This is a genomic window from Sphingomonas sp. P4_G2, from assembly GCF_056401155.1.
Map to the genome: position 1 here is coordinate 794,967 of NZ_JBFUJY010000002.1, position 24,783 is coordinate 819,749.

General features: G+C 64.6%; 24 protein-coding genes. 15 read left to right on the forward strand and 9 right to left on the reverse strand.

Annotated elements, in window-relative coordinates; genetic code table 11:
* The first annotated feature begins 16 nt into the window (after positions 1-16).
* The gene (locus AC1DRD_RS09190; protein ID WP_478041153.1) at positions 17-1,441 is read left to right on the forward strand and encodes an aldehyde dehydrogenase family protein; all 1,425 of its coding nucleotides are present in this window, start codon (positions 17-19) and stop codon (positions 1,439-1,441) included.
* Positions 1,442-1,639: 198 nt separating this feature from the next.
* Here the strand turns inward: AC1DRD_RS09190 and AC1DRD_RS09195 are convergent, their stop codons facing one another.
* Both AC1DRD_RS09195 and AC1DRD_RS09200 read right to left on the reverse strand, forming a co-directional pair.
* On the reverse strand, positions 1,640-3,415 hold the full coding sequence (locus AC1DRD_RS09195; protein WP_478041154.1) for an SLC13 family permease: 1,776 nt from the start codon (positions 3,413-3,415) through the stop codon (positions 1,640-1,642).
* 79 nt (positions 3,416-3,494) lie between these two features.
* Positions 3,495-3,701 carry a hypothetical protein gene (locus AC1DRD_RS09200; protein WP_066820322.1) on the reverse strand — a complete coding sequence of 69 codons (207 nt, stop codon included), beginning with the start codon at positions 3,699-3,701 and terminating at the stop codon, positions 3,495-3,497.
* 176 nt (positions 3,702-3,877) lie between these two features.
* Here AC1DRD_RS09200 and AC1DRD_RS09205 point away from each other — a divergent pair, with 176 nt between their 5' ends.
* Positions 3,878-4,060: a hypothetical protein gene (locus AC1DRD_RS09205; protein ID WP_478041155.1), complete on the forward strand. Its 183-nt coding sequence runs from the start codon at positions 3,878-3,880 to the stop codon at positions 4,058-4,060.
* Positions 4,061-4,868: 808 nt separating this feature from the next.
* Here the strand turns inward: AC1DRD_RS09205 and AC1DRD_RS09210 are convergent.
* A complete protein-coding gene (locus AC1DRD_RS09210) occupies positions 4,869-5,495 on the reverse strand; it encodes a S24 family peptidase (protein ID WP_478031427.1) in 627 nt (208 codons plus the stop codon).
* A gap of 100 nt (positions 5,496-5,595) precedes the next feature.
* Here AC1DRD_RS09210 and AC1DRD_RS09215 point away from each other — a divergent pair, with 100 nt between their 5' ends.
* Positions 5,596-5,778, forward strand: coding sequence for a hypothetical protein (locus AC1DRD_RS09215; protein WP_066820318.1), 183 nt, complete (start codon positions 5,596-5,598; stop codon positions 5,776-5,778).
* Positions 5,775-6,068: a hypothetical protein gene (locus AC1DRD_RS09220; RefSeq protein WP_478041156.1), complete on the forward strand. Its 294-nt coding sequence runs from the start codon at positions 5,775-5,777 to the stop codon at positions 6,066-6,068. Before AC1DRD_RS09215 ends, AC1DRD_RS09220 begins: the two co-directional genes overlap by 4 nt.
* 145 nt (positions 6,069-6,213) lie before the next feature.
* Here the strand turns inward: AC1DRD_RS09220 and AC1DRD_RS09225 are convergent, their stop codons facing one another.
* Both AC1DRD_RS09225 and AC1DRD_RS09230 read right to left on the reverse strand, forming a co-directional pair.
* Positions 6,214-7,218 carry a hypothetical protein gene (locus AC1DRD_RS09225; RefSeq protein WP_478041157.1) on the reverse strand — a complete coding sequence of 335 codons (1,005 nt, stop codon included), beginning with the start codon at positions 7,216-7,218 and terminating at the stop codon, positions 6,214-6,216.
* Complete coding sequence (locus tag AC1DRD_RS09230; RefSeq protein ID WP_478041158.1) at positions 7,188-8,432, reverse strand: TIGR04063 family PEP-CTERM/XrtA system glycosyltransferase; 1,245 nt, start codon at positions 8,430-8,432, stop codon at positions 7,188-7,190. The genes AC1DRD_RS09225 and AC1DRD_RS09230 overlap by 31 nt, the downstream gene beginning before the upstream one ends.
* Positions 8,433-8,558: 126 nt before the next feature.
* Here AC1DRD_RS09230 and AC1DRD_RS09235 point away from each other — a divergent pair, with 126 nt between their 5' ends.
* Genes AC1DRD_RS09235 through AC1DRD_RS09245 form a run of 3 tightly spaced genes read left to right on the forward strand, consistent with a single transcriptional unit; the run spans position 8,559 to position 11,169 of the window.
* Positions 8,559-8,684 carry a hypothetical protein gene (locus AC1DRD_RS09235; RefSeq protein ID WP_281178807.1) on the forward strand — a complete coding sequence of 42 codons (126 nt, stop codon included), beginning with the start codon at positions 8,559-8,561 and terminating at the stop codon, positions 8,682-8,684.
* The gene (locus AC1DRD_RS09240; RefSeq protein ID WP_478031544.1) at positions 8,684-10,057 is read left to right on the forward strand and encodes a putative O-glycosylation ligase, exosortase A system-associated; all 1,374 of its coding nucleotides are present in this window, start codon (positions 8,684-8,686) and stop codon (positions 10,055-10,057) included. The genes AC1DRD_RS09235 and AC1DRD_RS09240 overlap by 1 nt, the downstream gene beginning before the upstream one ends.
* Positions 10,054-11,169: an acyltransferase family protein gene (locus AC1DRD_RS09245; RefSeq protein WP_478031422.1), complete on the forward strand. Its 1,116-nt coding sequence runs from the start codon at positions 10,054-10,056 to the stop codon at positions 11,167-11,169. The genes AC1DRD_RS09240 and AC1DRD_RS09245 overlap by 4 nt, the downstream gene beginning before the upstream one ends.
* Before the next feature lie 24 nt (positions 11,170-11,193).
* Here the strand turns inward: AC1DRD_RS09245 and AC1DRD_RS09250 are convergent, their stop codons facing one another.
* A complete protein-coding gene (locus tag AC1DRD_RS09250) occupies positions 11,194-11,745 on the reverse strand; it encodes a type 1 glutamine amidotransferase domain-containing protein (protein ID WP_478041159.1) in 552 nt (183 codons plus the stop codon).
* A 105-nt stretch (positions 11,746-11,850) separates the two neighbouring features.
* Between AC1DRD_RS09250 and AC1DRD_RS09255 the strand changes: the two genes are divergently transcribed.
* Together AC1DRD_RS09255 and AC1DRD_RS09260 are read left to right on the forward strand one after the other, a co-directional pair.
* Positions 11,851-12,852, forward strand: a complete 1,002-nt coding sequence (locus AC1DRD_RS09255; RefSeq protein WP_478041160.1) for a DNA topoisomerase IB — start codon at positions 11,851-11,853, stop codon at positions 12,850-12,852.
* A gap of 8 nt (positions 12,853-12,860) precedes the next feature.
* Complete coding sequence (locus AC1DRD_RS09260; protein WP_478041161.1) at positions 12,861-14,078, forward strand: mechanosensitive ion channel family protein; 1,218 nt, start codon at positions 12,861-12,863, stop codon at positions 14,076-14,078.
* Here AC1DRD_RS09260 and AC1DRD_RS09265 read toward each other — a convergent pair.
* Positions 14,075-14,560: a hypothetical protein gene (locus AC1DRD_RS09265; RefSeq protein ID WP_478031416.1), complete on the reverse strand. Its 486-nt coding sequence runs from the start codon at positions 14,558-14,560 to the stop codon at positions 14,075-14,077. The genes AC1DRD_RS09260 and AC1DRD_RS09265 overlap by 4 nt on opposite strands.
* Positions 14,561-14,659: 99 nt before the next feature.
* Here AC1DRD_RS09265 and AC1DRD_RS09270 point away from each other — a divergent pair, with 99 nt between their 5' ends.
* Positions 14,660-15,274 carry a TetR/AcrR family transcriptional regulator gene (locus tag AC1DRD_RS09270; protein ID WP_478041162.1) on the forward strand — a complete coding sequence of 205 codons (615 nt, stop codon included), beginning with the start codon at positions 14,660-14,662 and terminating at the stop codon, positions 15,272-15,274.
* Between the two features lie 56 nt (positions 15,275-15,330).
* On the opposite strand, the gene AC1DRD_RS09275 is transcribed toward AC1DRD_RS09270, so the two are convergent.
* On the reverse strand, positions 15,331-18,255 hold the full coding sequence (locus AC1DRD_RS09275) for an L-glutamate gamma-semialdehyde dehydrogenase (protein WP_478041163.1): 2,925 nt from the start codon (positions 18,253-18,255) through the stop codon (positions 15,331-15,333).
* A 141-nt stretch (positions 18,256-18,396) separates the two neighbouring features.
* Here AC1DRD_RS09275 and AC1DRD_RS09280 point away from each other — a divergent pair, with 141 nt between their 5' ends.
* From AC1DRD_RS09280 to AC1DRD_RS09295, 4 genes are all read left to right on the forward strand, one after another.
* On the forward strand, positions 18,397-18,861 hold the full coding sequence (locus AC1DRD_RS09280) for a MaoC family dehydratase (RefSeq protein ID WP_478041164.1): 465 nt from the start codon (positions 18,397-18,399) through the stop codon (positions 18,859-18,861).
* Between the two features lie 152 nt (positions 18,862-19,013).
* On the forward strand, positions 19,014-20,192 hold the full coding sequence (locus AC1DRD_RS09285; protein WP_478041165.1) for an acetyl-CoA C-acyltransferase: 1,179 nt from the start codon (positions 19,014-19,016) through the stop codon (positions 20,190-20,192).
* Between the two features lie 39 nt (positions 20,193-20,231).
* Complete coding sequence (locus AC1DRD_RS09290) at positions 20,232-20,792, forward strand: DUF805 domain-containing protein (RefSeq protein WP_478041166.1); 561 nt, start codon at positions 20,232-20,234, stop codon at positions 20,790-20,792.
* A 42-nt stretch (positions 20,793-20,834) separates the two neighbouring features.
* The gene (locus AC1DRD_RS09295; RefSeq protein ID WP_478041167.1) at positions 20,835-21,311 is read left to right on the forward strand and encodes a pyridoxamine 5'-phosphate oxidase family protein; all 477 of its coding nucleotides are present in this window, start codon (positions 20,835-20,837) and stop codon (positions 21,309-21,311) included.
* A gap of 39 nt (positions 21,312-21,350) precedes the next feature.
* Here the strand turns inward: AC1DRD_RS09295 and AC1DRD_RS09300 are convergent, their stop codons facing one another.
* Positions 21,351-22,568, reverse strand: a complete 1,218-nt coding sequence (locus AC1DRD_RS09300; RefSeq protein WP_478041216.1) for a polyhydroxyalkanoate depolymerase — start codon at positions 22,566-22,568, stop codon at positions 21,351-21,353.
* Positions 22,569-22,759: 191 nt separating this feature from the next.
* Here AC1DRD_RS09300 and AC1DRD_RS09305 point away from each other — a divergent pair, with 191 nt between their 5' ends.
* Entirely contained in the window at positions 22,760-24,541 is a 1,782-nt protein-coding gene (locus AC1DRD_RS09305) for an ABC transporter transmembrane domain-containing protein (RefSeq protein ID WP_478041168.1), read from the forward strand.
* The last annotated feature ends 242 nt before the right edge of the window (positions 24,542-24,783 follow it).

A 24,783-nucleotide genomic window follows, 5' to 3' on the forward strand; every position in this document is an offset into this window, starting at 1 on the left:
AAAAGTGGAGGCGAGGATGAAGAGCTACCTGAAGCATTATATCGACGGTCAATGGGTCGATAGCGAAGGTGGCGCCCGCCACGAAGTAATCGACCCGTCGACCGAGCAACCGGTCAGCGAGATCACGCTCGGCACCGCGGCCGATGTCGACAAGGCGGTCGCGGCGGCCAAGAAAGCGTTCAAGAGCTATTCGCAGACCAGCGTCGACGAGCGCATCGCACTGCTCGAGCGGATCATCGAGGAATATAAAGCGCGCATCCCAGATCTGGCGGCGGCGACCAGCGAGGAAATGGGCGCGCCGATCGGCTTCGCGCAGATGGCGCAGGCGCCGGCCGGTCTGGGCTATTTCATCGGCACGCTGGCTGCGCTCAAGGAATTCAAGTTCGAGGAGCGCATCGGCAAGAACCGCGTCGTCCACGAGCCCGTCGGCGTGGTCGGCATGATCACGCCGTGGAACTGGCCGCTCAACCAGATCTGCGCCAAGGTCGCGCCTGCTCTGGCGGCCGGCGATACGATGGTGCTCAAGCCGTCGGAAGAAGCACCGGGTAACGCCGTGATCCTGGCCGAGATTCTCGACAAGGCAGGGGTGCCGGCGGGCGTGTTCAACCTGGTCAATGGTGATGGCCCCGGCGTCGGCGCGGCGATTTCGAGCCACAAGGATGTCGACATGGTGAGCTTCACCGGATCGACTCGCGCCGGCATCGCGGTGGCGCAGGCCGCCGCCCCGACGGTCAAGCGCGTCCACCAGGAACTGGGCGGCAAAGCGCCGAACCTGGTGCTCAAGGGCGCCAATCTGCCCGAAGTGCTGCCGCCGACGATCGCCGGCGTGCTGGCGAATAGCGGGCAAAGCTGCATCGCCCCCACCCGCCTGCTGGTCCACGAAAGCCAGGTCGCCGACGCCACCAATGTGGTGAAGGGGATCATGGAAGCGACCCAGGTCGCCGAAGCCTCGACGATGGGCGCGCATATCGGCCCGGTGGTCAACAAGGCGCAATATGAGAAGATCCAGGGGCTGATCCAGTCGGCGATCGACGAAGGCGCGACGCTCGTCACCGGCGGCACCGGACGCACCGATGGCCGCAATGCCGGCTTCTTCGTCAAGCCGACGCTGCTCACCGACGTCACCCCCGACATGCGCATCTATCGCGAGGAAACGTTCGGGCCGGTCGCGACGATCACCAAATATAGCGACGCCGACGAGGCGATCGAAATGGCCAACGATACCGTTTACGGCCTATCGGCGACGATCTCCGGCGACCCCGCCGAGGCCGCCAAGGTCGCGCCGAAACTGCGCGCCGGACTGGTGACGATCAACGCCTGGGCGGGCGGCGGCGGCACGCCATTTGGCGGCTACAAGCAATCCGGCAATGGCCGCGAGGGCGGCAAATACGGCATTGCCGACTTCATGGAATTGAAGACGATCGTCGGCGAACCGGCCTGAGAATTGCGGCGGGCATCCGCTAAAATCTCCCCTCCTCGCTTGCAGGGAGGGGATCAAGGGGTGGGTTGAGCGTTGGGCGAGGCTCGATGCCTCGACCAACGCTGTTTTGCTGAGCGGCTAGTGAGTCTTTGTGGGCGCGCAGACGCGCGCACCCACCCCCAACCCCTCCCTTGCAGGGAGGGGCTTTCCCCTTCCCGCTCAATGCAGCGGCCAGACCATCAGGATCAGCGGCGTGCCGAACAGCACCACCAGCAGCGACAGCGGCGCGCCCAGCCGGGCATAATCGCCGAATTTGTAGCCGCCGGGACCGAACACCAATGTGTTGCACTGGTGGCCGATCGGGGTGAGGAAATCGCATCCCGCGCCCATCGCGGTGGCGATCAAGAAGGCTTCCGGCCGATAGCCGAGATCGTGCGCGAACACCGCGGCGATCGGCGCCATCACCAACACCGTCGCGGCATTGTTGAGGAACGGCGTCACCGCCATCGCCGCGACCAGGATTAGCGCGACCGCGCCCCAGGGCGGCAGGCTGGCGGCAACATGCGCGAGCCAGGTGGCCATGATCTGCGACGCCCCCGTCGTGCGCAGCGTGTCGCTGACCGGGATTAGCGCGCCGAGCATGATCAGGATCGGCCATTCGACGCTGGCATAGGCCTCGGCCAGCGGCAGCGCGCCGATCGCCAGGATCAACGCCGCAGCGGCGAAGAAGGCGACCGCTACCGGCACGTACCCGGTCGCCGTCGCGATCATCGCCACCGCCAGGATCGCCACCGGCAACACCCCCCTGCCCGAATTGCCGAGCCGGAGCGCGCGCTCGGCCAGCGGCAGCGCGCCGAGTTCCGCCAGGCGTTCGGGCAGCAGGCTGAGCGGCCCCTGCAGCACGACGACGTCGCCGGCGCGCAACACGGTGCCGCCCAGCCGATGCGTCAGCCGTTCGCCTTCGCGCGACACCGCGATCAGGTTGATGCCGAGCCGCCGCTGCAATTGCATCCGGCTGGCGGTGCGGCCGATCAATGGCGAGTTGGTCGCGATCACCGCCTCGATCACCCCGATCTCGTCGTCCTTGCGATCCCCGGGCACGTCGCGTTCGGAGCCGGCCAGTGCGAATTTGTTGGTGGCAATCACGCGTTCGAGCACGTCGGGCTCGCCGCCCAGGATCAGCGTGTCGCCGTCGCGCAAGGTCATCCAGGGGCGCGGCTGGCTGCGCATGCCCGCGCGCATCACGCTGGTGACGGTGACGTCGCCATCATGGCGATCGGTGAACTGGTCGACCGTCTCGTCGATCGCCGGCGAGCCCTCGGCGATCGTCACCTCGGTGACATAGTCCTTGATGTCGAGCGCCTCGCCCATGGTCGGTACCCCGCGCCGGTCGCGCGGCAGCAAGCGATAGCCGAAACGCAGAAAGATCAGGCCGACCACCAAGAGGCCAAAGCCGGTCGGGAAATAGTCAAACATGCGGAACGGCTGACCGACCATGTCCTGCCGCACCCGGCTGACGATGATGTTGGGCGAGGTGCCGACCAGCGTCATCAGCCCGCCAAGCAAAGAGGCGAACGACATCGGCATCAGGAAGACCGACGGCGACGCCTTGTTCTTCTTCGCCATCTGGAACGCCGCCGGCATCAGCATCGCCAATGCGCCGACATTCTTGACCAGCGCCGACGTCACGCCGACCGAGGCGGTCAGCACGAACAACTGTGTCCGGATTCGAGTGACACGGCCGGCGATCAGCGCCAGCGCGCGCTCGACCATGCCCGATCGCTGCACCGCGGCCGAAATCACCAGCGCGGATCCGACGATGATCACGATGTCGTCGGAAAAGCCGGTGAACGCTTCCTTGGGTTTGACAATGCCGAGCGCGAGCCCCGCGAGCAGCGCCAGCATCGCGGTGATATCGTAACGGAAGCGGCCCCAGACGAACATCGCCATCATTGCAACGAGCAGGGCGATCGACAGATATTGGGGCGTGGTCATCCGGCCTCGTTCGGTGGCGTCCTGCAAGCAGAAACCAACGAGCCCGAAACAATCTCCCGCTAAAACCGCCTGATTTCGATTAGTGGACGGTACCCACGGCGCGACCCTGCGACATCAGCACGATCAGCCGCTCGATCTGGCGCCAGCGACAGAAATTGACGTGATTGCCAAGGTCGCGGCTCTTGTCCGCGCGCGCGGCCGCCTCGAACCCGGCATCATCGCCAAAGGTTGCCATCAGCTCCTGCGCGGCGTCCACGGATGAGCGATCGGCGAGGTAGAGGTGCATGCGATACTCCGACTGGCAGCACCCGATCGTTACAAGGGCCGTGCCACTCCGAGGTGATCGACGGAAACCGGCGGAACGTAGTGGTAAATCGCCGTGCACCATGGCGTTAGTCACTGCCCCACGCGTGCCATGCCGGGACACTAGCGTCCGATCCTGGAACATGGCAGGCAGCGGACATGAGACCGAATCCGCCGCAATCGACCGCTCCCGCCGCCGGCGGATGCCTGCTCGCGCTCGGGCTGATCGGCGGCGCCATCGCCGGCGTGCTCTATGGCCAGACGACATTGGGCGTGCTGCTCGGCGGCGCCGGCGGCGCGATCGCCGCGACGATCATCTTCCTGATCGACCGGCGGCGCTAGCAAACCGCTGAGGAGTCTATTTTTGCGGTGAAGGCATTATGGCGCCGCGCCTTAGTGCCCGCCTGTATTAGTCGCCCAGACTGGAACTCCTTCCATGTTTACGATCACGACATTGCCATCGTTTTGAATCGACATGTTTGCGCACAAATATGCGCTGGTTCCAGTAGACCATACCGGCACGCCGTCAGAGCGGTACAGGACGAGATTACCATCGGGCTGGAACGAAGCGACCGACGCTCCGCTCCCGACCGTGTTCGATCCCCATAAGGCGCCAGTAGGGCCGTAGTGCACGAGGTTGCCGTCCGTCTGCATGGTAAGATGAAATCTACCGTCGGGTGAAGCTACGCTAGACCCGGCTTGGATCGTCAATGCCGTCTGGATGTGAAGATAGTTTGTCCGATTGCTGGCGGCATCGAATTGATAGTCGGTACGTTCGCCCTGGCTCGCCGAAGCTGTACACGCGTGCGAGAGCCTTCCCAGCGCATCATATTTATATACAACCTGATCCCCGGATACCGGCAGGCCAATGGCAAAGATCGCGAGCAAAACTGAATGGGCTATCAACAATGCGAGTCTCCGATCGTTAGATGTCGGCTGATGCCCATGATTGCGGGGCTCGTCGAGATGATTAACTAGCCGATATGGAACTGTTTTTGCTAAATGATGACGCTGAAGTAAAAGCTTCCGCGAAGATCGCGCCGCACGCTAGTCGTCAGGTAGCAATCCATGACGTCGAACCACAAAGGTGGACAATCCGCTGGCCATCAATTCGGGGTCCGCTTTGCAAAGCAGTTTGAGCTAACACTCCCTATCGAAGAGCGCGCGCCAGCCGCACGACGCGGCCAATGACCGCCACGCGATCGGCGCGGACCGGCGCAATGGCAGGTGTGTCGGGATTGTCGCTGGTCACCTGAACCTCCAAGCCGATCCGGGAGACCCGCTTCACCAGCAGCGCACCGTCGAGCCGGATGACGAAGATGCCGGGGCGCGACGACAAACGGCGATCGGCCATGTCGACGAACAACGCGTCGCCGTCATGGATCAGCGGCTCCATCGAATCGCCATGCGCGGTGATCATCGTCAGCGTCGCGGGCGACACGCCAAGCCGCGCCACCACGCGTGGATCGATCCGTTCCTCCCCGCCATTGCGGTCATCCTCGACCAGCCCGCCGGCGCCAGCATGCGCTTCCGCGTCGATCCGCCGCACCGCCACCATCGTCGCGTCACCGCCAGCGGTCCCGCCCAATGCGCGTTCGTCCACATTGAAATAAGCGGCGAGCCAGCGGCGATCCTCCTCATCGAGCCGCCGGGGCGTTCCGCGCTTCACGAACTGCTGCAGATAAGCGTCGTTGCGCCCGAGCGCGCGCGACAGCCAGGCAAGGCTGGTCCCCGCCTCGTCAGCCAATCCCGCCAGCGTCGATCGCACGTCAACCATGTTTGCCACCATAGTCGTAGGAAATTTCCTAGACAAGTTGGAATTTGGAACAGATCATGAACTTATAGCGAATCGGCAGCAGAAAACAGAGGCCAGACAAATGCATATCGGACGCGAGGTGGAGAAATTTTTGCGGCGGTCGAACATGCCGCCGACGCGGTTCGGCCGGCTGGCCTGCAACGATCCCCGACTGGTCGGTGATCTGCGCAACGGTCGTGAACCCAGGCGCCGGGTCGCCCAGCGCATCGTCGATTTCATCGCCGCGCAGGATGCCGCGCAGTGAGCCGACTCGAGCGCGATCTGATCAAGACGGTGACCGAATCGGCTGCCGCAAGCATGCCCGACGCGGCGGCATCTTTGGTGCGCAGCCGGGATTGGTCGTCGTCGCTATTCAGCGGCGTGCGGCTGACGGTCGAGATCAATGCCGGCGAGGACGAAGCGTTCGAAACCTGGCTGGCGGACCTACCCGAAGCGGAATTCGGTGTCCGTGGCTATTTTGTCGCGAGCGCCGATCTGGTCGAGCGCAGCAACGGGGCGGCGGTTGTCGAGTTCTTGCTGGTCGAGGAAAGCTAGGACTGGCCCGTAAAAGCCCACCCCGGCGAAGGCCGGGGGCCCAGTGTCGATGACGTGGCGATGACATCCCGCCGCCAAGCGATCAGCGCGACAGGGCCCCGGCCTTCGCCGGGGTGGGACTATTTCAATTCTGTTGGATCAAATTCTAGCCGACCCGCGAAGCGAGTTGGCGCAGCACGCCGAGCGTTTCCTCGAGCGATCCCGCGGCGGGAATTTCCACTTGCGGGGCTTCGGGTTCCGGCGCCGGCGCTTCCTTGCGCTTGGCAACACCGCGTTCCAGCCGGTCGAGCAGATCGTGGATCGTCGCCGACGGCAATGGAACCGACGTTTCCGACGAGCGCACCATCGGCGTCAACTCGAACGTCTCGATCCGCTCATGCGACGCGAAACGCGGCGCGGGATCTTCGGCGGGCGGAACAATGGCGGGTGATATTGGATCGATTCGGGCCGGGCGCGGATCGACCGCGATGATTGGCTCCGGAGCGGGCGCTTCCGCGCGGATCGGTGAGGGTGCCGCGACGGGTTCGTCGATCCGGCCGAGCGGCAGCGGATCGGGAGCGGGCAGCGGCGGATCCAGAGGACTGCGATAGGTGGCGAGCGGGGTGTCGAGATCTGCCGGGATGTCACGTTCCTCGATTACCGGCGGCGCGTACGCCACGGCATCGGCGACCGACATCGGCAGCGACGATTCGGCAGTAACTTCGAGGAACGGCGTGCCGAGGTCGCGATTGGCGAAGACCGGACGGCGCGGCGGCGCGTCGGGATGCGCGTCGGCCCGGCGCAAGATGGGAACGCCGTCTTCGCGAGCATTACCGCCGATTGCGACCGCCCGCGTGCCGATCAGCAGGAACAGCCCGAACCAGCTGACACTACCGACCACGAGCGCGACCAGGAAAGCGATGGCGAAATGCGCCGTCATTCCGAGGGGCGGCTGGGCGGCGGTGACCAATGAGGCGATCCCGCTATCGACCACCAGATCCTCGAGCACCGCAGTCGGCATCAGCAGGAACATCAGTCCGCCGAGCGCGGCGAGCACAATGGCGATTGCCGGCGCCAACGGCACGGCGAACCGCATCGCCCCGCCCTCGCCCAGAATCGCGGCGAAGGGCGAGGAGAAATTCAGGCGCTGGCGACCGCGGGTGGCGTCCATTTGAGGTCCGTTTTCCGAGCTTCGATAATTCTTTGGTAAACGGGGGCGTAACGCGAAATGTTTGACGACCAGTTACGATCGCGTTCGACGAACGCCCGTGCCCGGGTCCGCCGCGCTTCCCAGCCGCTGCGATCGGCGAACATCCCGGCCAGCGCATCGGCGATCGCCGCGGGGCTATCGGGCGCGAACAAGGTGCCGGTATCGCCGTCGCGAATCAGTTCGCGATGCCCGCCAACATCCGAGGCGGCGACGAGGCGCCGCTGCGCCATCGCCTCGAGCGGCTTGAGCGGGGTGACCAGGTCGGTCAACCGCATCTTCTTGCGGGGATAAGCGAGCACATCCACCAGGCTATAATAGCGCTCGACGTCATTATGGGGAACGCGCCCGACGAAACGGATCGCGCCGGCAACCGGCGACGCCGCAGCCTGGGCGCGCAGCGCCTGTTCCATCGGCCCGCCGCCGACCAGCAGCAGCTTCGCCGCCGGGCGCTTCGCCACCAGCGCGGGCATCGCCGCGATCAGATCGTCGAGCCCTTCATAATCATAGAAGCTGCCGATGAAGCCGACCACATCGTCATCCGCCGCCAGGCCCAGTTCTGCCGCCAGCGCCGCGTCGCGCGGCAGCGGTTCGCCGAACAGGGTCAGGTCGACGCCGTTGGGCGAGACCATGATCTTGGCCGGATCGATGCCGCGATCGATCAAATCGTCCTTCAGCCCGTCGCAGATCACCGCGACGGCATCGGCCTGACGCACTGCCCGCGTCTCGAGCCAGCGCGTCGCGCGATAGCGCAGCGACCCCTCGCTGCCCGTTCCGTTGCCGACCGCCGCATCCTCCCAGAAGGCGCGGATCTCGTACATCACCGGCACGCCTAGCCTTTTGCCGGCACGCAATGCCGCCACGGCGTCGAGTACCGGCGAATGGGCGTGGATCACATCGGGGCGAAATATCCGCGCCACCTCGGTCACGCGATCGGCGAGCGCGGCGATTTCGCGCCATTCGCGGATCGGACTGCGCGCCGGCGCGGGGACTTCGGTACGGTAGAAATCGAGTCCGTCGACCATCTCCGCAGTGACCTTGGTCTCGCCGTGGCGCGGTCCCGTCACCGCGGCGACGTGCCAGCCACGCGCGATCTGCGCTTTCAGGATGGCGCGGGTGCGAAAGGTGTAGCCGCTCTGCAACGGCAGGCCGTGGTCGAGGACGTGGAGGATATTCATCTCATTTTCCATGCCACGCGACTGTTTAACGGCACGTCAACCCGGCGGCGGTAGGACCAATCCTACACCCGTTCGCCCCGAGCTTGTCGAAGGGCGTGCGCATCGGATGGGCTGGAAGACGGTAGCATGATCGACAATTTCGCGATCGCGATCACGCATGGCCTGATGATGCTCGCCATCTTCCTCCTGCTGCGCCGCCGCGACCTCGACGACGAGCGGCCCGAGCCGCCGAGCAAGATCAAGCGGCGATGATCCACGATCTCGCCTTTGTCGGATTCCTCGGGATGTTCTTCGCGCTGGCGTTTCGCCGGCCGTTTCTGTTCATCCTGAGCTATGTCTATATCGACATCGTCTCGCCGCAGCGGCTGACCTATCTGCTGCTCAATTCGGTGCCGATCTCGCTCATCGCGGTGGCGCTGGCGGTCGGCTCCTGGGCGCTGATCGACGACAAGAAGGACAGCCGGGTCGCGCCGCGCCAGTTCGTCATTGTGCTGCTCCTCGCCTGGTGCGCGATGACCACGATGCGCGCCGATTTCCCGGTCGAGGCGCTGGATAAATGGGATTGGGTCTGGAAGTGCCTGGCGTTTGCCGCCTTCCTGCCGCTGACCCTTCGTACCCGCCTCAGGCTCGAGGCACTGCTGACCTTCATGATCCTGTCGGCGGCCTCGATCATCATCGTCGGCGGGATCAAGACGCTAGCGGGCGGCGGCGGCTATGGCGCGCTCAACCTGATGGTGGATAACAACTCAGGACTGTACGAGGGCTCGACCATCTCGACCGTGGCGATTGCGATCATCCCGGCGATCCTGTGGCTCGAGAAATACGGCACGATCTTCCCCAATGACTGGAAGCGGAAGCTGTTCTGCTACGCGTTGGTATTCGCCTGCCTGCTGATGCCGATCGGCACCTCGACGCGTACCGGACTGCTGTGCATCGGCCTGCTCGGCGTACTGATGCTGCGCGATTCGAAGCGCAAGTTCCTCTATCTCGGCGTCGTCGCCACGCTCGGACTGGTCGCCGTGCCGTTCCTGCCCAAGTCGTTCACCGACCGCATGAGCACGATCAAGTCGTATCAGCAGGACGAGTCCGCCGCGACCCGCGTCGCCGTGTGGAAATGGACCTGGGAATACGTCAAGCAGCATCCGATGGGCGGCGGGTTTGAAATGTACCGCCAGAACCAGATCCGCTACGACATCGTGAAGGCGGAAGGCGACGCCGGCAACGCCAAGCTCGACACCAAGCTGACCGTCGACCGCGCCCGCGCCTATCACTCGGCCTATTTCGAGATGCTCGGCGAACAGGGCTGGCCGGGGCTGATCATGTGGTTGTTCATCAGCCTGAGCGGGCTGATCCGGATGGAAGTGATCCGCCAGCGCTACAAGAAAGCGGGCGAAGACTATGCCTGGGTCGCGCCGCTCGCCGGCGCGCTGCAATCGGGGCAATTGCTCTACATGCTCGGCGCCTGTTTCGTCGCGATCGCGTTCCAGCCGTTCATCTTCATGCTGATCGGCGCGCAGATCGGGCTCGACACCTATCTCAAGCGCCGGCGTGCGGAAGAGAGCTTCCGCCCGATGAAGCGCGCCAAGCCGGCGGCCGACGCACCGCCCAACCCCGCGCTGGCATGACCCGGCCCGAGCTTCGCGCGCTGACCAGCGTGCGCGGCGTGGCCGCGTGGATGGTCGTGCTTTATCATATCCGGCTGACGATCGACGGCCTGCCCGCAGCCTGGGTGCATGTCTTCGCCAAGGGGTATCTGGCGGTCGACTTCTTCTTCCTGCTGTCGGGCTTCGTGATCTGGCTGAGCTGGGGCGAACGCCTCCGCGCCGATGGCTGGGGCGGTGTGCCGGCTTTCCTGCACAAGCGCGTCGCGCGGATCTGGCCGCTGCACCTCGTCGTGCTGGGGGGCGCGGTCGTACTCGCACTGGCGCTGGCCGCTGCCGGACGCCACAATGCAGTGGAATACCCGTTCCGCGAACTGCCGCTGCACGTCTTCCTGCTGCAGAATTGGGGATTCACCGACGCGCTGACCTGGAACGATCCGGCCTGGTCGATCAGCTGCGAGCTTGCCGCTTATCTGCTGTTTCCACTGCTGGTGCGCGCGGTCGACTGGCGCACGCTACCGAGCTGGCTGGTTGTGCTGGCGGCGGCGGCGTTCCTGATCATCCTGGCGGCGGCAACGGCGCATCTGCCGACGCTGGGCCATGATATCGTGCATTATGGTGTGGTTCGCTGCCTGACCGAATTCGCCGCGGGCAGCGCACTTTGTGCGCTGTGGCTGCGATGGCGGGAGGCTCCCGCTTTGCCTGCCGTCCTGGCATTCGCTTTTGCCGGACTGATGCTCATCGGCTGGGCCAGTGGCCTGCCGGAACAGCTCGCCGTGCCATTTGCCTTCGCCGCCTTGCTGCTCGCCCTCGCCCTCAGCTCGGGCGTGCGCGGCAACCCACTCGACTGGGCGCCGCTTCATTATCTCGGCGAGATCAGCTACGCGACCTATCTGTCGCACTTCATGCTGTTCGTGGTGTTCAAGCTCGTGTTCGTGAGTGATGCGCACGCGGTGCCCCCGGTGCTGATCGCGCTCTATCTCGCAATGGTGCTGGCGAGTTCGGTGGCGCTCTATCACCTCGTCGAACGGCCGGCGCAGAAATGGGTGAATGCCGTCAAACTCCCCTCCCGTTTACGGGAGGGGTTGGGGGAGGGCGTGTCGAGCCCGGCCGCGAAGGAACAAGCCCTCCCCTAGCCCCTCCCGCAAGCGGGAGGGGGATCAAGCCTCCGCCAGTTCTTCCGTCAACGCTTCGATAATCGCCTTGTTGAACGCCGGGATGTCGTCCGGCTTGCGGCAGGTGATCAATTTGCCGTCGACCACCACTTCCTCATCGACCGCCTCCGCCCCGGCATTTTCCAGGTCGGTGCGGATCGACGGCCAGCTCGTCACCTTGCGGCCATCGACCACGTCCGCCTCGACCAGCAGCCACGGCCCGTGACAGATCGCCGCGACGATCTTGCCGTCGTCCATGAACTCCTCGACGATCTGCACCGCGCGGCCCTGCATCCGCATCTTGTCGGGGTTGGCGACCCCGCCCGGGATGACCAGCGCGTCGAATTCTTCGGTATCGACATCGCCAAGCGTGATGTCGGGGGCGATCGTGTCGGCCTTCTCGCCGCCTTTCTCGCCCTGGATCGGATCCGTCGAGATCGACGCCAGCGTCACCTTGGCGCCGGCGTCGATCAACGCCTGGCGCGGCTTGAACAATTCGTCATTCTCGAACCCGTCGGTCGCGATCATCAGCACGCGCACGTCGCTCAAATCGGCCATGGCAAATCTCCTTGAAAACCGCACTCCCAACCGACCGCGTGGCCGGGGCGTTCCGGAACGAAGCGATGATCCGCGCATTTCCGACGCCATGCGGAAGGAGGATTGATGCCCCGAATCGTCTATTGCGATGACACCATGCCGGGGATCACTCGGCGCAAGGTACGGCATGGTTGGGGCTATTGGGATCCGCAAGGCAACCGCATCACCGACCGCGGCGAGATCGACCGGTTGAACCGGATCGGTCTGCCGCCGGCCTATCGCGACGCCTGGTTCTCGCCCGACCCCAACGGTCATATCCAGGCGGTCGGATGGGACGAGCGCGGCCGCAAGCAATATCGCTATCACCCCGATTTCCGCGCCGCGCAGGAGAGCGCCAAATATGATCGTTGTGCCGCGTTCGGCCTGGCGCTGCCGAGATTGCGGGCACGGGTCGAGGCCGATCTCAAGACGCGCAGCCACAGCAAGGAGCGCACCGTTGCGGCGATCGTGAGGCTGCTCGACATCGGTTATCTGCGCGTCGGCAACGAAGGATATGCCAGGGCCAACAAGAGCTTCGGTGCGACGACCTTGCGCGATCGCCACGCCGAGATTCGGGGCCAGACGCTGAAGCTGTGCTACCGCGCCAAATCGGGCAAGATGCGAACGCTCGTGATCACCGACCGCAGCCTCGCGCGCTTTGTCAAAAAGTGCCAGGACCTGCCCGGGCAGCAGCTCTTTCAATATATCAATGGCGACGGACAGCCGCACGGCGTCAGCTCGACCGATGTCAACGAGTATATCCGCGAGGCGACCGGCGACGATTTCACTGCCAAGCACTTCCGCACCTGGGGAGCGAGCGCCATCGCGTTCGAGACGCTGGCGAGCGCGGACCATGATATCGGGCTGAAGGCGATGCTCGAGCCGGTCACCGAAGCGCTCGGCAATACCCCGGCGATCGCGCGCAAATCCTATGTCCACCCCGCCCTGATCGAACTTGCCAAGGGCGATCAGACCAGTTTTCGCGAGCATCTCGATCTGCCGCGATCGACCCGCTATCTCGACCGTTACGAGCGCGGTCTGATCGCCTTTCTGACCGGCGAGACGACATCACGCCGCAAGGCAGCCTGAGAGAATCGATGAACAATACCGCCATGCCCAAGGCTGGGACACTGAACGCTCACGACCTGCAGCATCAAGCGCAGGCGATATGGGACACCAGCGTCGCTTGGCTCTCATCGCATTGGCTTCAGGTGATGATTGCGATCGCCGTCGGAATCGTGATCTTCTTCGGCCTGCACTTCATCAAGTCGCTCGGTCATCGCCTGTGTCGCCGCGACACGAGCGGCACCGGTTGGTACACCGTGTTCGGCCGAGCGATCGCCAGGACCGGCAATTTCTTCATCGTCATGACCTCGGCCGAGCTGGTGGCGGGCATCGGCGATGCACCCTACCCGATAGTGGCGATCATCCGCTTCCTGTTCACCCTCGCCGCGGTGTTCCAGGGGGCGATCTGGGCGCGCGAGATTATTCTCGGCGCGATCGAGCATCGCACCGCGGCAAGCGATTACCACGGCGAGACGCTGACGAATGCGATGGGCCTCATCCGCTTGTTCGTGACCTTCGCGCTGTTCGCGATCGCCCTGGTCATGGTGCTCGGCAATCTCGGCGTGAACGTCACCGGGCTGGTTGCCGGTCTGGGTGTTGGCGGCATCGCCATCGGCCTCGCGGCGCAGAGCATTTTTGCCGACCTGTTCGCGGCGATCGCCATCATCTTCGACCGCCCGTTCCGGCGCGGCGATGCAATCACCTACGACAAATCGGCAGGCACGGTCGAATATATCGGCATGCGGTCGACCCGTATCCGCGGCACCAACGGCGAGGAACGCGTCATCGGCAACAAGAAGTTGCTCGATTTCGAGATCATCAACAATTCTCGTCGCGAATATCGCCGTGTCGTCTTCACGCTGGGCATTGCCCAGACCACGCCGATCGCGGTGCTCGAAGACTTGCCACACCTGCTCAAGCAGATCGTGGAGGATCACGGCCAGAAGTTCGTCCGCGCCGGCTTCACCACCTTCACCGCGCAAAGCTATGAATTCGATGTCGAATTCGATTCCCCCACCGCGGTATTCCAGGACATGTACGACGCGCGCCATTCGATCGGTCTCGCGATCATCAGGCGTTTCCAGGAAGAGGGCATCGCACTCGTCTATCCCGCCCAGACCGGCATCCCGGCAGCGGAATCCGGCGTGACCTGGCCGAAGCGCAGGAAGGCCAAGAGTAGCGAGGATACTATCGCGCGACCGCCCTCGTCGGGCGACCGCTCGGTCGCCGATCAAGGGGGCGGCGATTAGTCTCGCCCCGCGGAAGGCGGGCCCTTAGCGAGCATCACCTGCCAAGCCGGGATGGTGAGACCGTCGAGATATTCGCGCTGCATTTCAGGCGTCAGCACCTCGACCATCGATCGACCTTCGATCCACATTTCGAGCACGCCGAATATCCCGCCTCGTTTGCGGTACTTGATCGGCCATCCTTCGCGCGCCGCGATCGCCGTGACCGCTTCGACATCCAGCGCGGTCGCCATCGCGAAATGGGTCGAGGTGAAACGGTCCTTGGGACCGATCCGACCGACCGCGTCGGCATCCCCCGGCGCTTCGTGCAATTCGGCCCCGCGCGGATAGACCTCCACCGTGGTGCCTCGATCATCACCGGCCATCGCAACCCAGCTGCCAGTGAGGACGGGTGGGAATGGAAAGGCCTGGCCACCCCATAGTTCGGCAATCACATTAGCGACATTACGCGGATCGTCGGCATCGATCGATAGGTGGAACAACATCGGAGTCTCCCTGATTCGTGTGTTGCCCGCTCACTACGCATGACACAAAATGTGTCAACCGGAATTTGACACATTTTGTGTCATGCGTATGGGGAAAGCATGCCCGATGCCGCCAAGCCCCGCGAGTCCGTTTCCAGCAACACCCATACGCGCGCGTTGATCGAAGACGCGATGATTGGATTGATGGCCGACGGCGACCGCCTCAACCATGACGCCGTCGCCGAGCGTGCCGGCGTGTCGCGACGTACTGTCTATCGTTATTTTCCCGATCAGGATGCCCTGCGCCACGCGGCCTGGGCGCGGATGAGTCCCGGCGGACGCGTCCCCGACACGCTGGACGACCTGCTGGGCGGACTGGAGGAACGGTTCGCGAAGTTCGACCGCAATGCCGCGGCGATGACGGTGGCGCTGGCCAGCGCGGACGGCCGAGCGATGCGCAACCAGATGAAGGCGGAGCGCGAGACCGCCTATCGCGGCATGTTCGGCCAGGCCGTGAAGGCGCTGGCCGAACCCGACCGCACCTGGGCGATCGCCGCCATCCAGTTGATGTCGAGCGGCTTCGTCTGGAGGGAGATGCGCGACCAATGGGACTTGGACGCGCACGGCATGGCGACCGCCGCCAATTGGGCGATCGACGTGCTGCTGGCGGATCTTCGTCGGCGGGGCGGCAAACCGCTCGCCACCGGCGCCGCCGACCGGGAGGACGCCTCCTGACGATCTGCCGGCTGACCTCGCGCCGGGCACGCGCGAGGTCAGCCGGCAGATTTGCCTCAGATGCCACCCTCGTCGAGGCTGAGTAGCGTGGCGTTGCCGCCTGCCGAAGTCGTGTCGGTGGAGACCGCGCGCTCGGCGACGAAGCGGTAGAGATAGTGCGGACCGCCGGCCTTGGGTCCGGTGCCGGAAAGGCCCTCACCGCCAAATGGCTGTGAGCCGACGATCGCACCGATCATGCTGCGATTGACGTAGAGATTGCCGACACGCGCTTCGGCTTCCATCACGTCGCCGGCGCGCGCGATGCGGCTGTGCAGGCCCATGGTGAGACCATAGCCCTTGGCGTTGACCCGGCGGATTGTCTCGGCGAGCTTGCCCGCTTGCCAGGTGGCGACATGCAGGATCGGGCCGAACCATTCAGCCTGCAGGTCTTCAATCGCGTCCAGCCGGATGAGCGTCGGCGGCACGAACAGGCCCGCGGCCGGGGCGTCGATCGTCTTGACGATGCGCGCCTTCATACTCTCGCGATACGCCATCAATTTGTCATAGGCGGCCTGATCGATCACCGGGCCGATATCGGTCCTGGGATCGGCCGGATCGCCAAGCACGAGCAAGTCCATCGCGCCGTCGAGCATCTTGATGATGTTATCCGCCACATCCGCCTGCACTACCAGCAGCCGCAGCGCCGAGCAGCGCTGCCCCGCCGAGCGGAATGACGAGGTTACGACGTCCATCACCACTTGTTCGGGCAGCGCGGTCGAATCGACGATCATCGCGTTGATCCCGCCGGTCTCGGCGATCAGCGGAACGATCGGACGGGCATCGTCCTCGAGCAGGCTGCGCGCAATCTTCTTCGCGGTCGCGGTCGAACCGGTGAACGCCACGCCCATGATCCGCGGATCGGCGGTCAGCGCCGCGCCGACTTCGGGGCCGCCGGGCGCCAGGATCAGCACGTCCTCGGGCACGCCCGCCTGATGCGCGAGCCTGACCGCGGCGGCGGCGATTTTCGGTGTTTGCGGCGCAGGCTTGGCGACCACGCTATTGCCCGCGACCAGGGCCGCGGCAGTCTGGCCGAGGAAAATCGCCAACGGGAAGTTCCACGGCGCGATCGTCGCCCACACGCCGCGCCCGTCGAGGTGGAGCGTGTTACGCTCGCCGGTCGGTCCGGGGAGCTCAATCGACTTGAGGCCCGACCGCGCCTGCTGGGCATAATAACGACAGAAGTCGGCGGCTTCGCGCACTTCGCCGATCGCGTCGGGGATCGTCTTGAACGCTTCCTTGACGCAGATCGCCATCAGTTCGTCGCGATTGGCTTCGAGCAGATCGGCGAGACGGTCGAGGATCGCCGCGCGTTCGTCGACCGGAGTCGCCGACCAGCCGGGAAAGGCCGCATGGGCGCGGGTGATTACCGCGGCCACATTGATTGTCTCGGCCGTCACCGGCGGCATCGCGGCAACGCTCGCAGCCGTTTTCGCCAGCACGCCCCGATCGCTGAGATCGATCCCGCTCGAATTCTTCCTGTCACCGAACAGGTCGATCGGCAGCGGGATGCTCGGATGCCTGGCCCCGCCAACGGCGGAGATCTTCTCGACCGGATCGGCGAGGATCTCGGCCTCGGTCAGCCGCTCGTCGGCGAGTTGGTGGACGAAGCTCGAATTGGCCCCGTTCTCGAGCAGGCGGCGGACCAGATACGCGAGCAGATCGCGATGCCCGCCGACCGGGGCGTAGATGCGACAATGATAGCCTTGCTCGCGGACCAGCCGCTCGTACAGCCCCTCGCCCATGCCGTGAAGCCGCTGGAACTCGAAGTCGCGATTGTCGCCTGCCCATTCGAGCAAGGTCGCCACCGTCAGCGCGTTGTGGCTGGCGAAGGCCGGGCGGATATTCTTGGCGTCGAGCATGTCGCGCGCCACCGCGAGATACGAAACGTCGGTCGCCGCCTTGCGCGTGAACAAGGGATAGTCCGACAGCCCTTCGACCTGGGTGCGCTTGATCTCGCTATCCCAATAGGCGCCCTTCACCAGCCGCACATTCATCAGCCGATCGAGGTTGTTGGCCCAGTCGACCACCAAGCGGGCGCGCTTGCCATAGGATTGCACCGCCATTCCGAATCCGTCCCAACCCTTCAGGCTGGGCAACGCCGCGACCGCGCCAATGATGTCGAGGCTCATCTCGAGCCGCTCGCTTTCCTCGGCATCGACGGTCAGCGCGATCCCCTTGCCCGCCGCCTGCACCGCCAGCGCTTCGAGCATTGCGGTCAGTTCGGGGACGCAGCGATGATATTGCGTGACTTCGTAGCGCGGGTGGAGCGCCGACAGCTTGACCGAGATGGAATGACCGGCGGCTGGATCGCGCCCTACCGCGTCGATCGCATCGGTATAGGCGTTGAAATAGCGCGCGGCGTCCTCGATGGTCCGGGCGGCCTCGCCCAGCATATCGAAGCTCGCGGTGAAGCCCCGGTTCTCGGGCTTCTTCATCCGATCCATCGCCTCGGCGATGGTGCGGCCCATGACGAAAATCTCGCCCATCATCCGCATCGCTGCGCCGACCGCCTGACGCACGAACGGTTCGCCGGCGCGGCTGATCAGTCGGCGTAGCGGACCGCCCTCGCCTTCGCCGACCAGCGCGCGGCCGACCACCAGCCCCCAGGTCGCGATGTTGACCAAAGACGAATTCGACTCGCCCGTATGCGCGCGCCAATCGGCATCGCCCAATTTGTCGGCGATCAGCAGATCGGCGGTCTCGGGGTCGGGCACGCGCAGGAACGCCTCGGCCAGCGAGAGCAACGCCACGCCTTCTGACGAGTTCAGCCGATATTCCTGCAGGAACTGGTTCACCCAGCCCTTGGTCTGCGCCGCGCGCAAATCCGCGAGCAGTCCGCTGGCATGGCCCAGCACCCGTCTGCGCGATTCGGGAGTCAGCGCGGCGCGGTCCAAAAGCGGTTTTAGAACTTCGGGTTCGGGCGCGCGATACAGCTTTGCCATGGAAGAGCGGGCGGAGGACGTAGCGTCAGCGGTCATTTTCCAGTTTCCGGTCGGGTCGGACTTGCCTCACGGGCCGAGGCGAGCCTAGAGGATGCGGGACGGCCTTAGCGCCAAAACACGCTCAAAGGGAATGTTCTGGCGATGAGCAATGATACAATTTCTATCAACGAGCTGGCGACGCAAATCGGCACGGAGCGCGTTTCCGACTGGGTCGAGGTCAGCCAGGAGATGATCGACAAGTTCGCCGATGCGACCGGCGACCACCAGTTCATCCACGTCAATCCGCAGATGGCGGCGATGACGCCGTTCGGCGGCACGATCGCGCACGGCTTCCTGACGCTGTCGCTGATGCCGCTGCTGTCGTCCAAGGTCCCCGACCAGCCCCAGATCGAGGGCGTGAAGATGGGCGTCAATTACGGCGGCAACAAAGTCCGCTTCATCACCCCGGTGCGCTCGGGCAAGCGCGTGCGCGGCCGGTTCAAGCTGATCGAGCTGGTCGAGAAGCGCCCCGGCCAATGGCAGCAGACCAACGAATTCACCGTCGAGATCGAGGGCGAGGACAAGCCCGCCTTGATCGCCGAATGGATCAGCCAGATTTTCGTCTAGTTTTCTCCCCTCCCTTCCAGGGAGGGGTCGGGGGTGGGTCGCGAGCGCAGCGAGCGTCCCGAACAAGCCCCAAGCGCAGTCGCCGGCGCTGGCGCGCCGGCACCCACCCCCAGCCCCTCCCTTGAAAGGGAGGGGAGATTAAGAGGCCACCCATGCGTTCCGCCGTCATCGTCTCCACCGCCCGTACGCCCATCGGCCGCGCCTATCGCGGCGGGTTCAACAATTTGCCGTCGCCGACGCTCGCCAGCCATTCGATCAGGGCAGCCGTCGAGCGCGCCAAGATCGACCCCGCCGAAGTGCAGGATGTGGTGTTCGGCGCGGCGCTGCAGCAGGGCGTCCAGGCCGGCAATATCGCGCGCCTGGCGCTGCTCCGGGCCGGTCTGCCGGTGACCGTTGCCGGCATGTCGGTCGACCGCCAGTGCGCCTCGGGCCTGATGGCGATCGCGACCGCGGCCAAGGAGATCATCGTCGATAATATGGACATCGCGATCGGCGGCGGCGTCGAGTCGATCTCGATGGTGCAGACCCCGCAGATGCGCGTCGGCCGCGACGACGAGCTGCTGGCGATGCACAAGGACGTCTACATGCCGATGCTGCAGACCGCCGAGGTCGTGGCAAAGCGCTACAATATCAGCCGCGACGCGATGGACGATTATTCGCTCCAGTCGCAGCAGCGCACCGCCGCCGCGCAGCAGGCCGGCTATTTCGACGCCGAGATCGTGCCGGTCACCGCGACGATGGCGATGACCAACAAGGAAACCAAGGAAGTCACCTATCACGAGGTCACCGTCGCCAAGGACGAAGGCAATCGTCCCGAGACGACGATCGAAGGCCTGCGCGGGCTGCAACCGGTGCTCGGTCCCGATTTCACCATCACCGCGGGCAATGCCTCGCAGCTGTCGGACGGATCGTCGGCCAGCGTGCTGATGGAAGAGAAATTGGCCGAGAAGCGCGGCCTGACCCCGCTCGGCCGCTATGTCGGCATGGCGGTCGCGGGCACCGAGCCCGACGAAATGGGCATCGGCCCGGTCTTCGCGATCCCCAAATTGCTCGAGCGTACCGGGCTCAAGATGGACGATATCGGCCTGTGGGAACTCAATGAGGCGTTCGCGGTGCAGGTGCTCTACTGCCGCGACAAGCTCGGCATTCCCAACGAGCTGCTCAACGTCAACGGCGGCTCGATCTCGATTGGCCACCCCTATGGCATGACCGGCGCGCGCTGCACCGGCCACGCGCTGATCGAAGGCAAGCGCCGCGGCGCAAAGTACGTCGTCGTGACGATGTGCATCGGCGGCGGCCAGGGCGCCGCAGGGCTGTTCGAAGTTCTCTGACGCTTGACCGCGGGGATGCCGCAACGGCATCCTCGCGTCATGCGCGTCGATTACGGTCCTAATCGTCTTTCCTTCCGGCTGGCGTTCCGACCCTTCGCCGACGCATTCCAATTCCGCGGGCGGTCGACGCGCACCGAGGTCGTGTCGTTCTGGCTGCTTGGACTTGTCGCCAATGCCAGGACACTGACGGTCGGCGATCCCACCCCGCCAATCTTCTACGCGGCGGCGATTTTGTGGAACCTCGCCTGGGAATGGCCTTGGTTGGCGCTGCTCGTCCGGCGGCTGCACGATCAGGACCGCAGCGGGTGGTGGGCACTCGTTCCGCTATCGATCGCTCCGATATTCCTGCTTGAATGGCTCACCGCGCCGACCGGATCTGGGTCAACCATGGCGTTTCGCCAGGGTCCGTGGGCGATCAGCAGGCATGTGGGGTGGAATGCGTGGACGATCGCTCTTGACCTGATCGCGCTCGGACTCCTCATCGTGAACTTATGTATGTTCCTTTGGTCAGGAACATCAGGTGCCAACCGCTTTGGTCCCGATCCGCGCCTCGGCACGGCGTCCGCTGGCACCAGTGAGGCGGTGCCAGCGGAAACCTGAACCTGATCGGGCGTTCTCTTTTCCACACAGAGGAGAGACGCCATGGCCGACGCCGCCGAGATCAAGCAGCATTTCTGGAAGAAACTGTCCGACAGTCCGTTCGTGATGATCGGCCTGGACGGCGACGGCCAGCATAGCGAACCGCTAACCGCGCAACTCGACAAGGATCAGGTCGACACGATCTACTTCTTCATCGGCAAGGACAATCGCTTGGCCAAGGGGGGTATGGCGATGGCGCAATTCGTCTCCAAGGGGCACGACTTCTTCGCCTGCCTGATGGGCGAGGCGCGGATCGACAACGATTTCGCGATGATCGACAAGCTCTGGAACAAGCAGGTCGAGGCCTGGTTTCCGGGCGGCAAGGACGACCCCAACCTCGCGCTGTTGCGCTTCGACATCGACGATGCCGAGATGTGGGAAACCGACATGTCGATCGCCGGCAAGGTCAAGATGCTGTTCGGTGGCAGCATCAAGGCCAGCGACGAAGGCAGCCATGCGAAGATGGGGACTACGGCCTGAGCGTTTCTCCCCTCCTGCTTGCGGGAGCGGAACCCCGTCTCAACCCCCGTGCGACGAAATCCACTCTTCCAGCACCGGCGCGATCTGGGTGCGCCATTTGCTGCCGTTGAAGATGCCGTAATGGCCCGCATCGGCGACAAGATGCTTCTTCTCCGACGCCGGCAGATTGGTGGCGATGGTCAGCGCCGCCTTGGTCTGGCCGAGCCCTGAAATGTCGTCGCGCTTGCCCTCGATCGCCAGGATCGCGATGTCGGTGATCGCACCCGGATCGACCTTGCGGCCGCGATGCATCATCTCGCCCTTGGGCAAAGCATGCTGCTGGAACACGACCTCGATCGTCTGGAGGTAGAATTCGGCGGTCATGTCGCAGACCGAACGATATTCCTCGTAGAAATCCTTGGTCGCGTCGGCGCCTTCGTCGTCGCCCTGGACGAGATGTTTGAACATCTCCCAATGCGACTTCATGTGGTTGCCGAGATTCATCGTCATGAACCCGGCCAATTGCAGGAAGCCCGGATAGACGCGGCGGCCGGCGCCCGGATAATTGAGCGGAACGGTCGCGATGACATTTTGCTCGAACCAGGCGAACGGGCGCTCGGTCGCCAGCGTGTTGACCGCGGTCGGCGCCTCGCGCGTGTCGATCGGTCCGCCCATCATCGTCAGCGTTTTCGGCCGGCAGGGATTCTTATCCGCGCTCATCACGCAAGCGGCGGCATAGCACGGCACCGACGGCTGACAGACCGCGAGCATGTGCGCACCCTCGCCGATCGTTTCGAGGAATTCGATGATGTAATCGACATAGTCGTCGAGATCGAACGAACCCTCTGCCAGCGGCACTTGCCGCGCGTCGCGCCAGTCGGTGATGTAGACCTCGGCGAACGGCAGCATCCGCTCGACCGTGCCACGCAACAGCGTCGCGTAATGGCCCGACATCGGCGCCACGATCAGTAGCTTGGGGCTGCCGGTCACACCCTTGCGGACGAAGCGCTTGAGCTGGCCGAACGGCTTGCGAAGGACGATCTCCTCGACGACGTCGACGTCCTTGCCGTCGATCGTCGTGCGGTCGAGCCCGAACCCGGGCTTGCCGCGCGGCGCGGAAGCATGCGCGAACACTTCGAGCGCGGAAGCGAGCACTGGCCCGCCGCCGAAATAGGCGAACGGATTGGCGGGGTTGCTCAGCAGCTCGGCGCTGAAATTGGCCCAGGCACTGGCGCCCGCCAGCATGGACCGTTGCATCTCATAGGCGTTGTAGAGCATCTGCTGCCGATACATGTGAAACCGTTTCCCCCGTATGAACCCCTTAGGCCCGTGTTGCACCGCACACAACGTTCTACGCGATGTATTGTTGCGATGGTAGCGGTATCTCCTTGGGACAAGGGCGTTGGCATTGCCGCGCCGCGGCATCGCGCCCCATTGCCGCTGACGCCCATAGGCCTTAGGGCCCGGCAATGGCCGATACCGCCTCAGACGCTCCGACTCCCGGCCGCAGGCTGAGCAGCCTGAAGATGGTCTGGCATTATGCCAGCCGATACAAACTCCAGGCGTTATTCGCGCTGCTCGCCTTGGCGCTGTCCTCGGCCGCGACGCTCTATTTCCCCGTCGCGCTCCGATCAGTGATCGATGGCGGTTTCGTTCGCAACCGCGACATGACGCACGTCAATCGCGTCTTCTATCAACTGTTCGCGGTGGCCGGCGTGTTGGGCGCGGCAACCGCCGTGCGATTCTATTTCGTGTCGTGGCTCGGTGAACGGACAGTGGCCGACGTGCGCATCGCCGTGCAACGCAACCTGCTTCGCCTGGCGCCGCGTTATTTCGAGGAGAACCGGCCATCGGAGATCGCGTCGCGCCTCACGTCGGACACCGCGCAGATCGAAATGGTGGTCGGGACGACCGCGTCGGTCATCCTGCGCAATGCCATTACCGGGTTCGGCGGGATCATCCTGATGCTGGTCTGGGCGCCCAAATTGGCCGGGATGATTCTCCTGGGCATCCCAGTCGTGCTCGGTCCGATCATGCTGATCGGACGGCGGCTGCGCGGCTATTCGCGGACCAGCCAGGATCGCGTCGCGGATATCGGGGCGACGGCCGTCGAAGTCCTGTCGGCAATGAAGGTGGTGCAAGCCTTCGGCCAGGAGCGGCGCGAAGGATCGCGCTTCGCCGCCACCGTCGAGCGCAGCTTCGCGACCGCAAAACGACGCATTCTGCTGCGCGCGCTGTTGACCGCGATGTTCATCACCCTGGTGTTCGGTGCAGTGACGCTGATGTTGTGGAGCACTGCATCGGATGTCGCGGCCGGCCGATTGTCGCCGGGGTCGCTCGGCGGGTTCGTCCTTGCCTCCATCCTCACCACCGGCGCCTTTGCCGCGCTGAGCGACGTCTATAGCGACTTGCTGCGCGCCGCGGGCGCCGCCGAACGGCTGGCCGAACTGCTCGCCGAACAACCCGAAATCGCGGCGCCCGAGCATCCTGCGATCCTGCCCGAGCCGGCACGCGGCGCCATCACCTTCGATCATGTCGTGTTCCATTACCCAACGCGGCCCGATGTCTCGGCGCTAGCCGATTTCTCGCTCGACGTGACACCCGGCGAAACAGTCGCGGTGGTCGGACCCTCAGGCGCCGGCAAGACGACTCTGTTCCAGCTCATCCAGCGCTTTTACGATCCCGCCAGCGGCGAGGTGCGGATCGATGGCGTTCCCCTGCCCCTCGCCGACCCAGCCGACATCCGTCGCCGTATCGCGATGGTGCCGCAGGAAACGGTGATCTTCGGTGCCTCGGCGCGCGACAATATGCGTTACGGCGAATGGGACGCGAGCGACGATGCGATCTGGGCGGCGGCCGAGGCGGCCAATGCCGCCGATTTCCTGCGCAAACTGCCCGACGGACTCGACACATTCCTGGGTGAAGGCGGCGCGCGGCTGTCGGGCGGCCAGCGCCAGCGCGTCGCGATCGCCCGCGCGTTGCTGCGCGACGCGCCAATCCTGCTGCTCGACGAAGCGACCAGCGCGCTCGACGCCGAAAGCGAGCAATTGGTGCAGCAGGCGCTCGAACGGCTGATGGACGGGCGCACTACCTTGGTGATCGCGCACCGTCTCGCCACGGTGCGCGCGGCCGGCCGGATCATCGTGATGGATGATGGCCGCATCGTCGAGCAAGGAACGCACGCCACGCTCAATGCGAAAGGCGGGCTTTATGCGAGGCTGGCCGCGCTGCAGTTCAGCGAGGCGGCGTGAGAATTATCCCTCTCCCCTTGGGGGAGTTCGGGGATCGGCCATGCCCCCGGCATGGCCTAAACAATCCGGGGGATTGTTTATCCCCGTACTGGTTGCGTAGACTTAGGTCGGCGCAGCCGGCCTTAGTCGAAGCTGGGTGAGGGGTAAGCGGTCGCGCAGCGACCGCGCGGAGCTGCGCTCCGCATCACCCTCTCCAACCTCCGCTAGGCAGCAAGCTGCCAAGCTACGGTATCCTCTCCCCT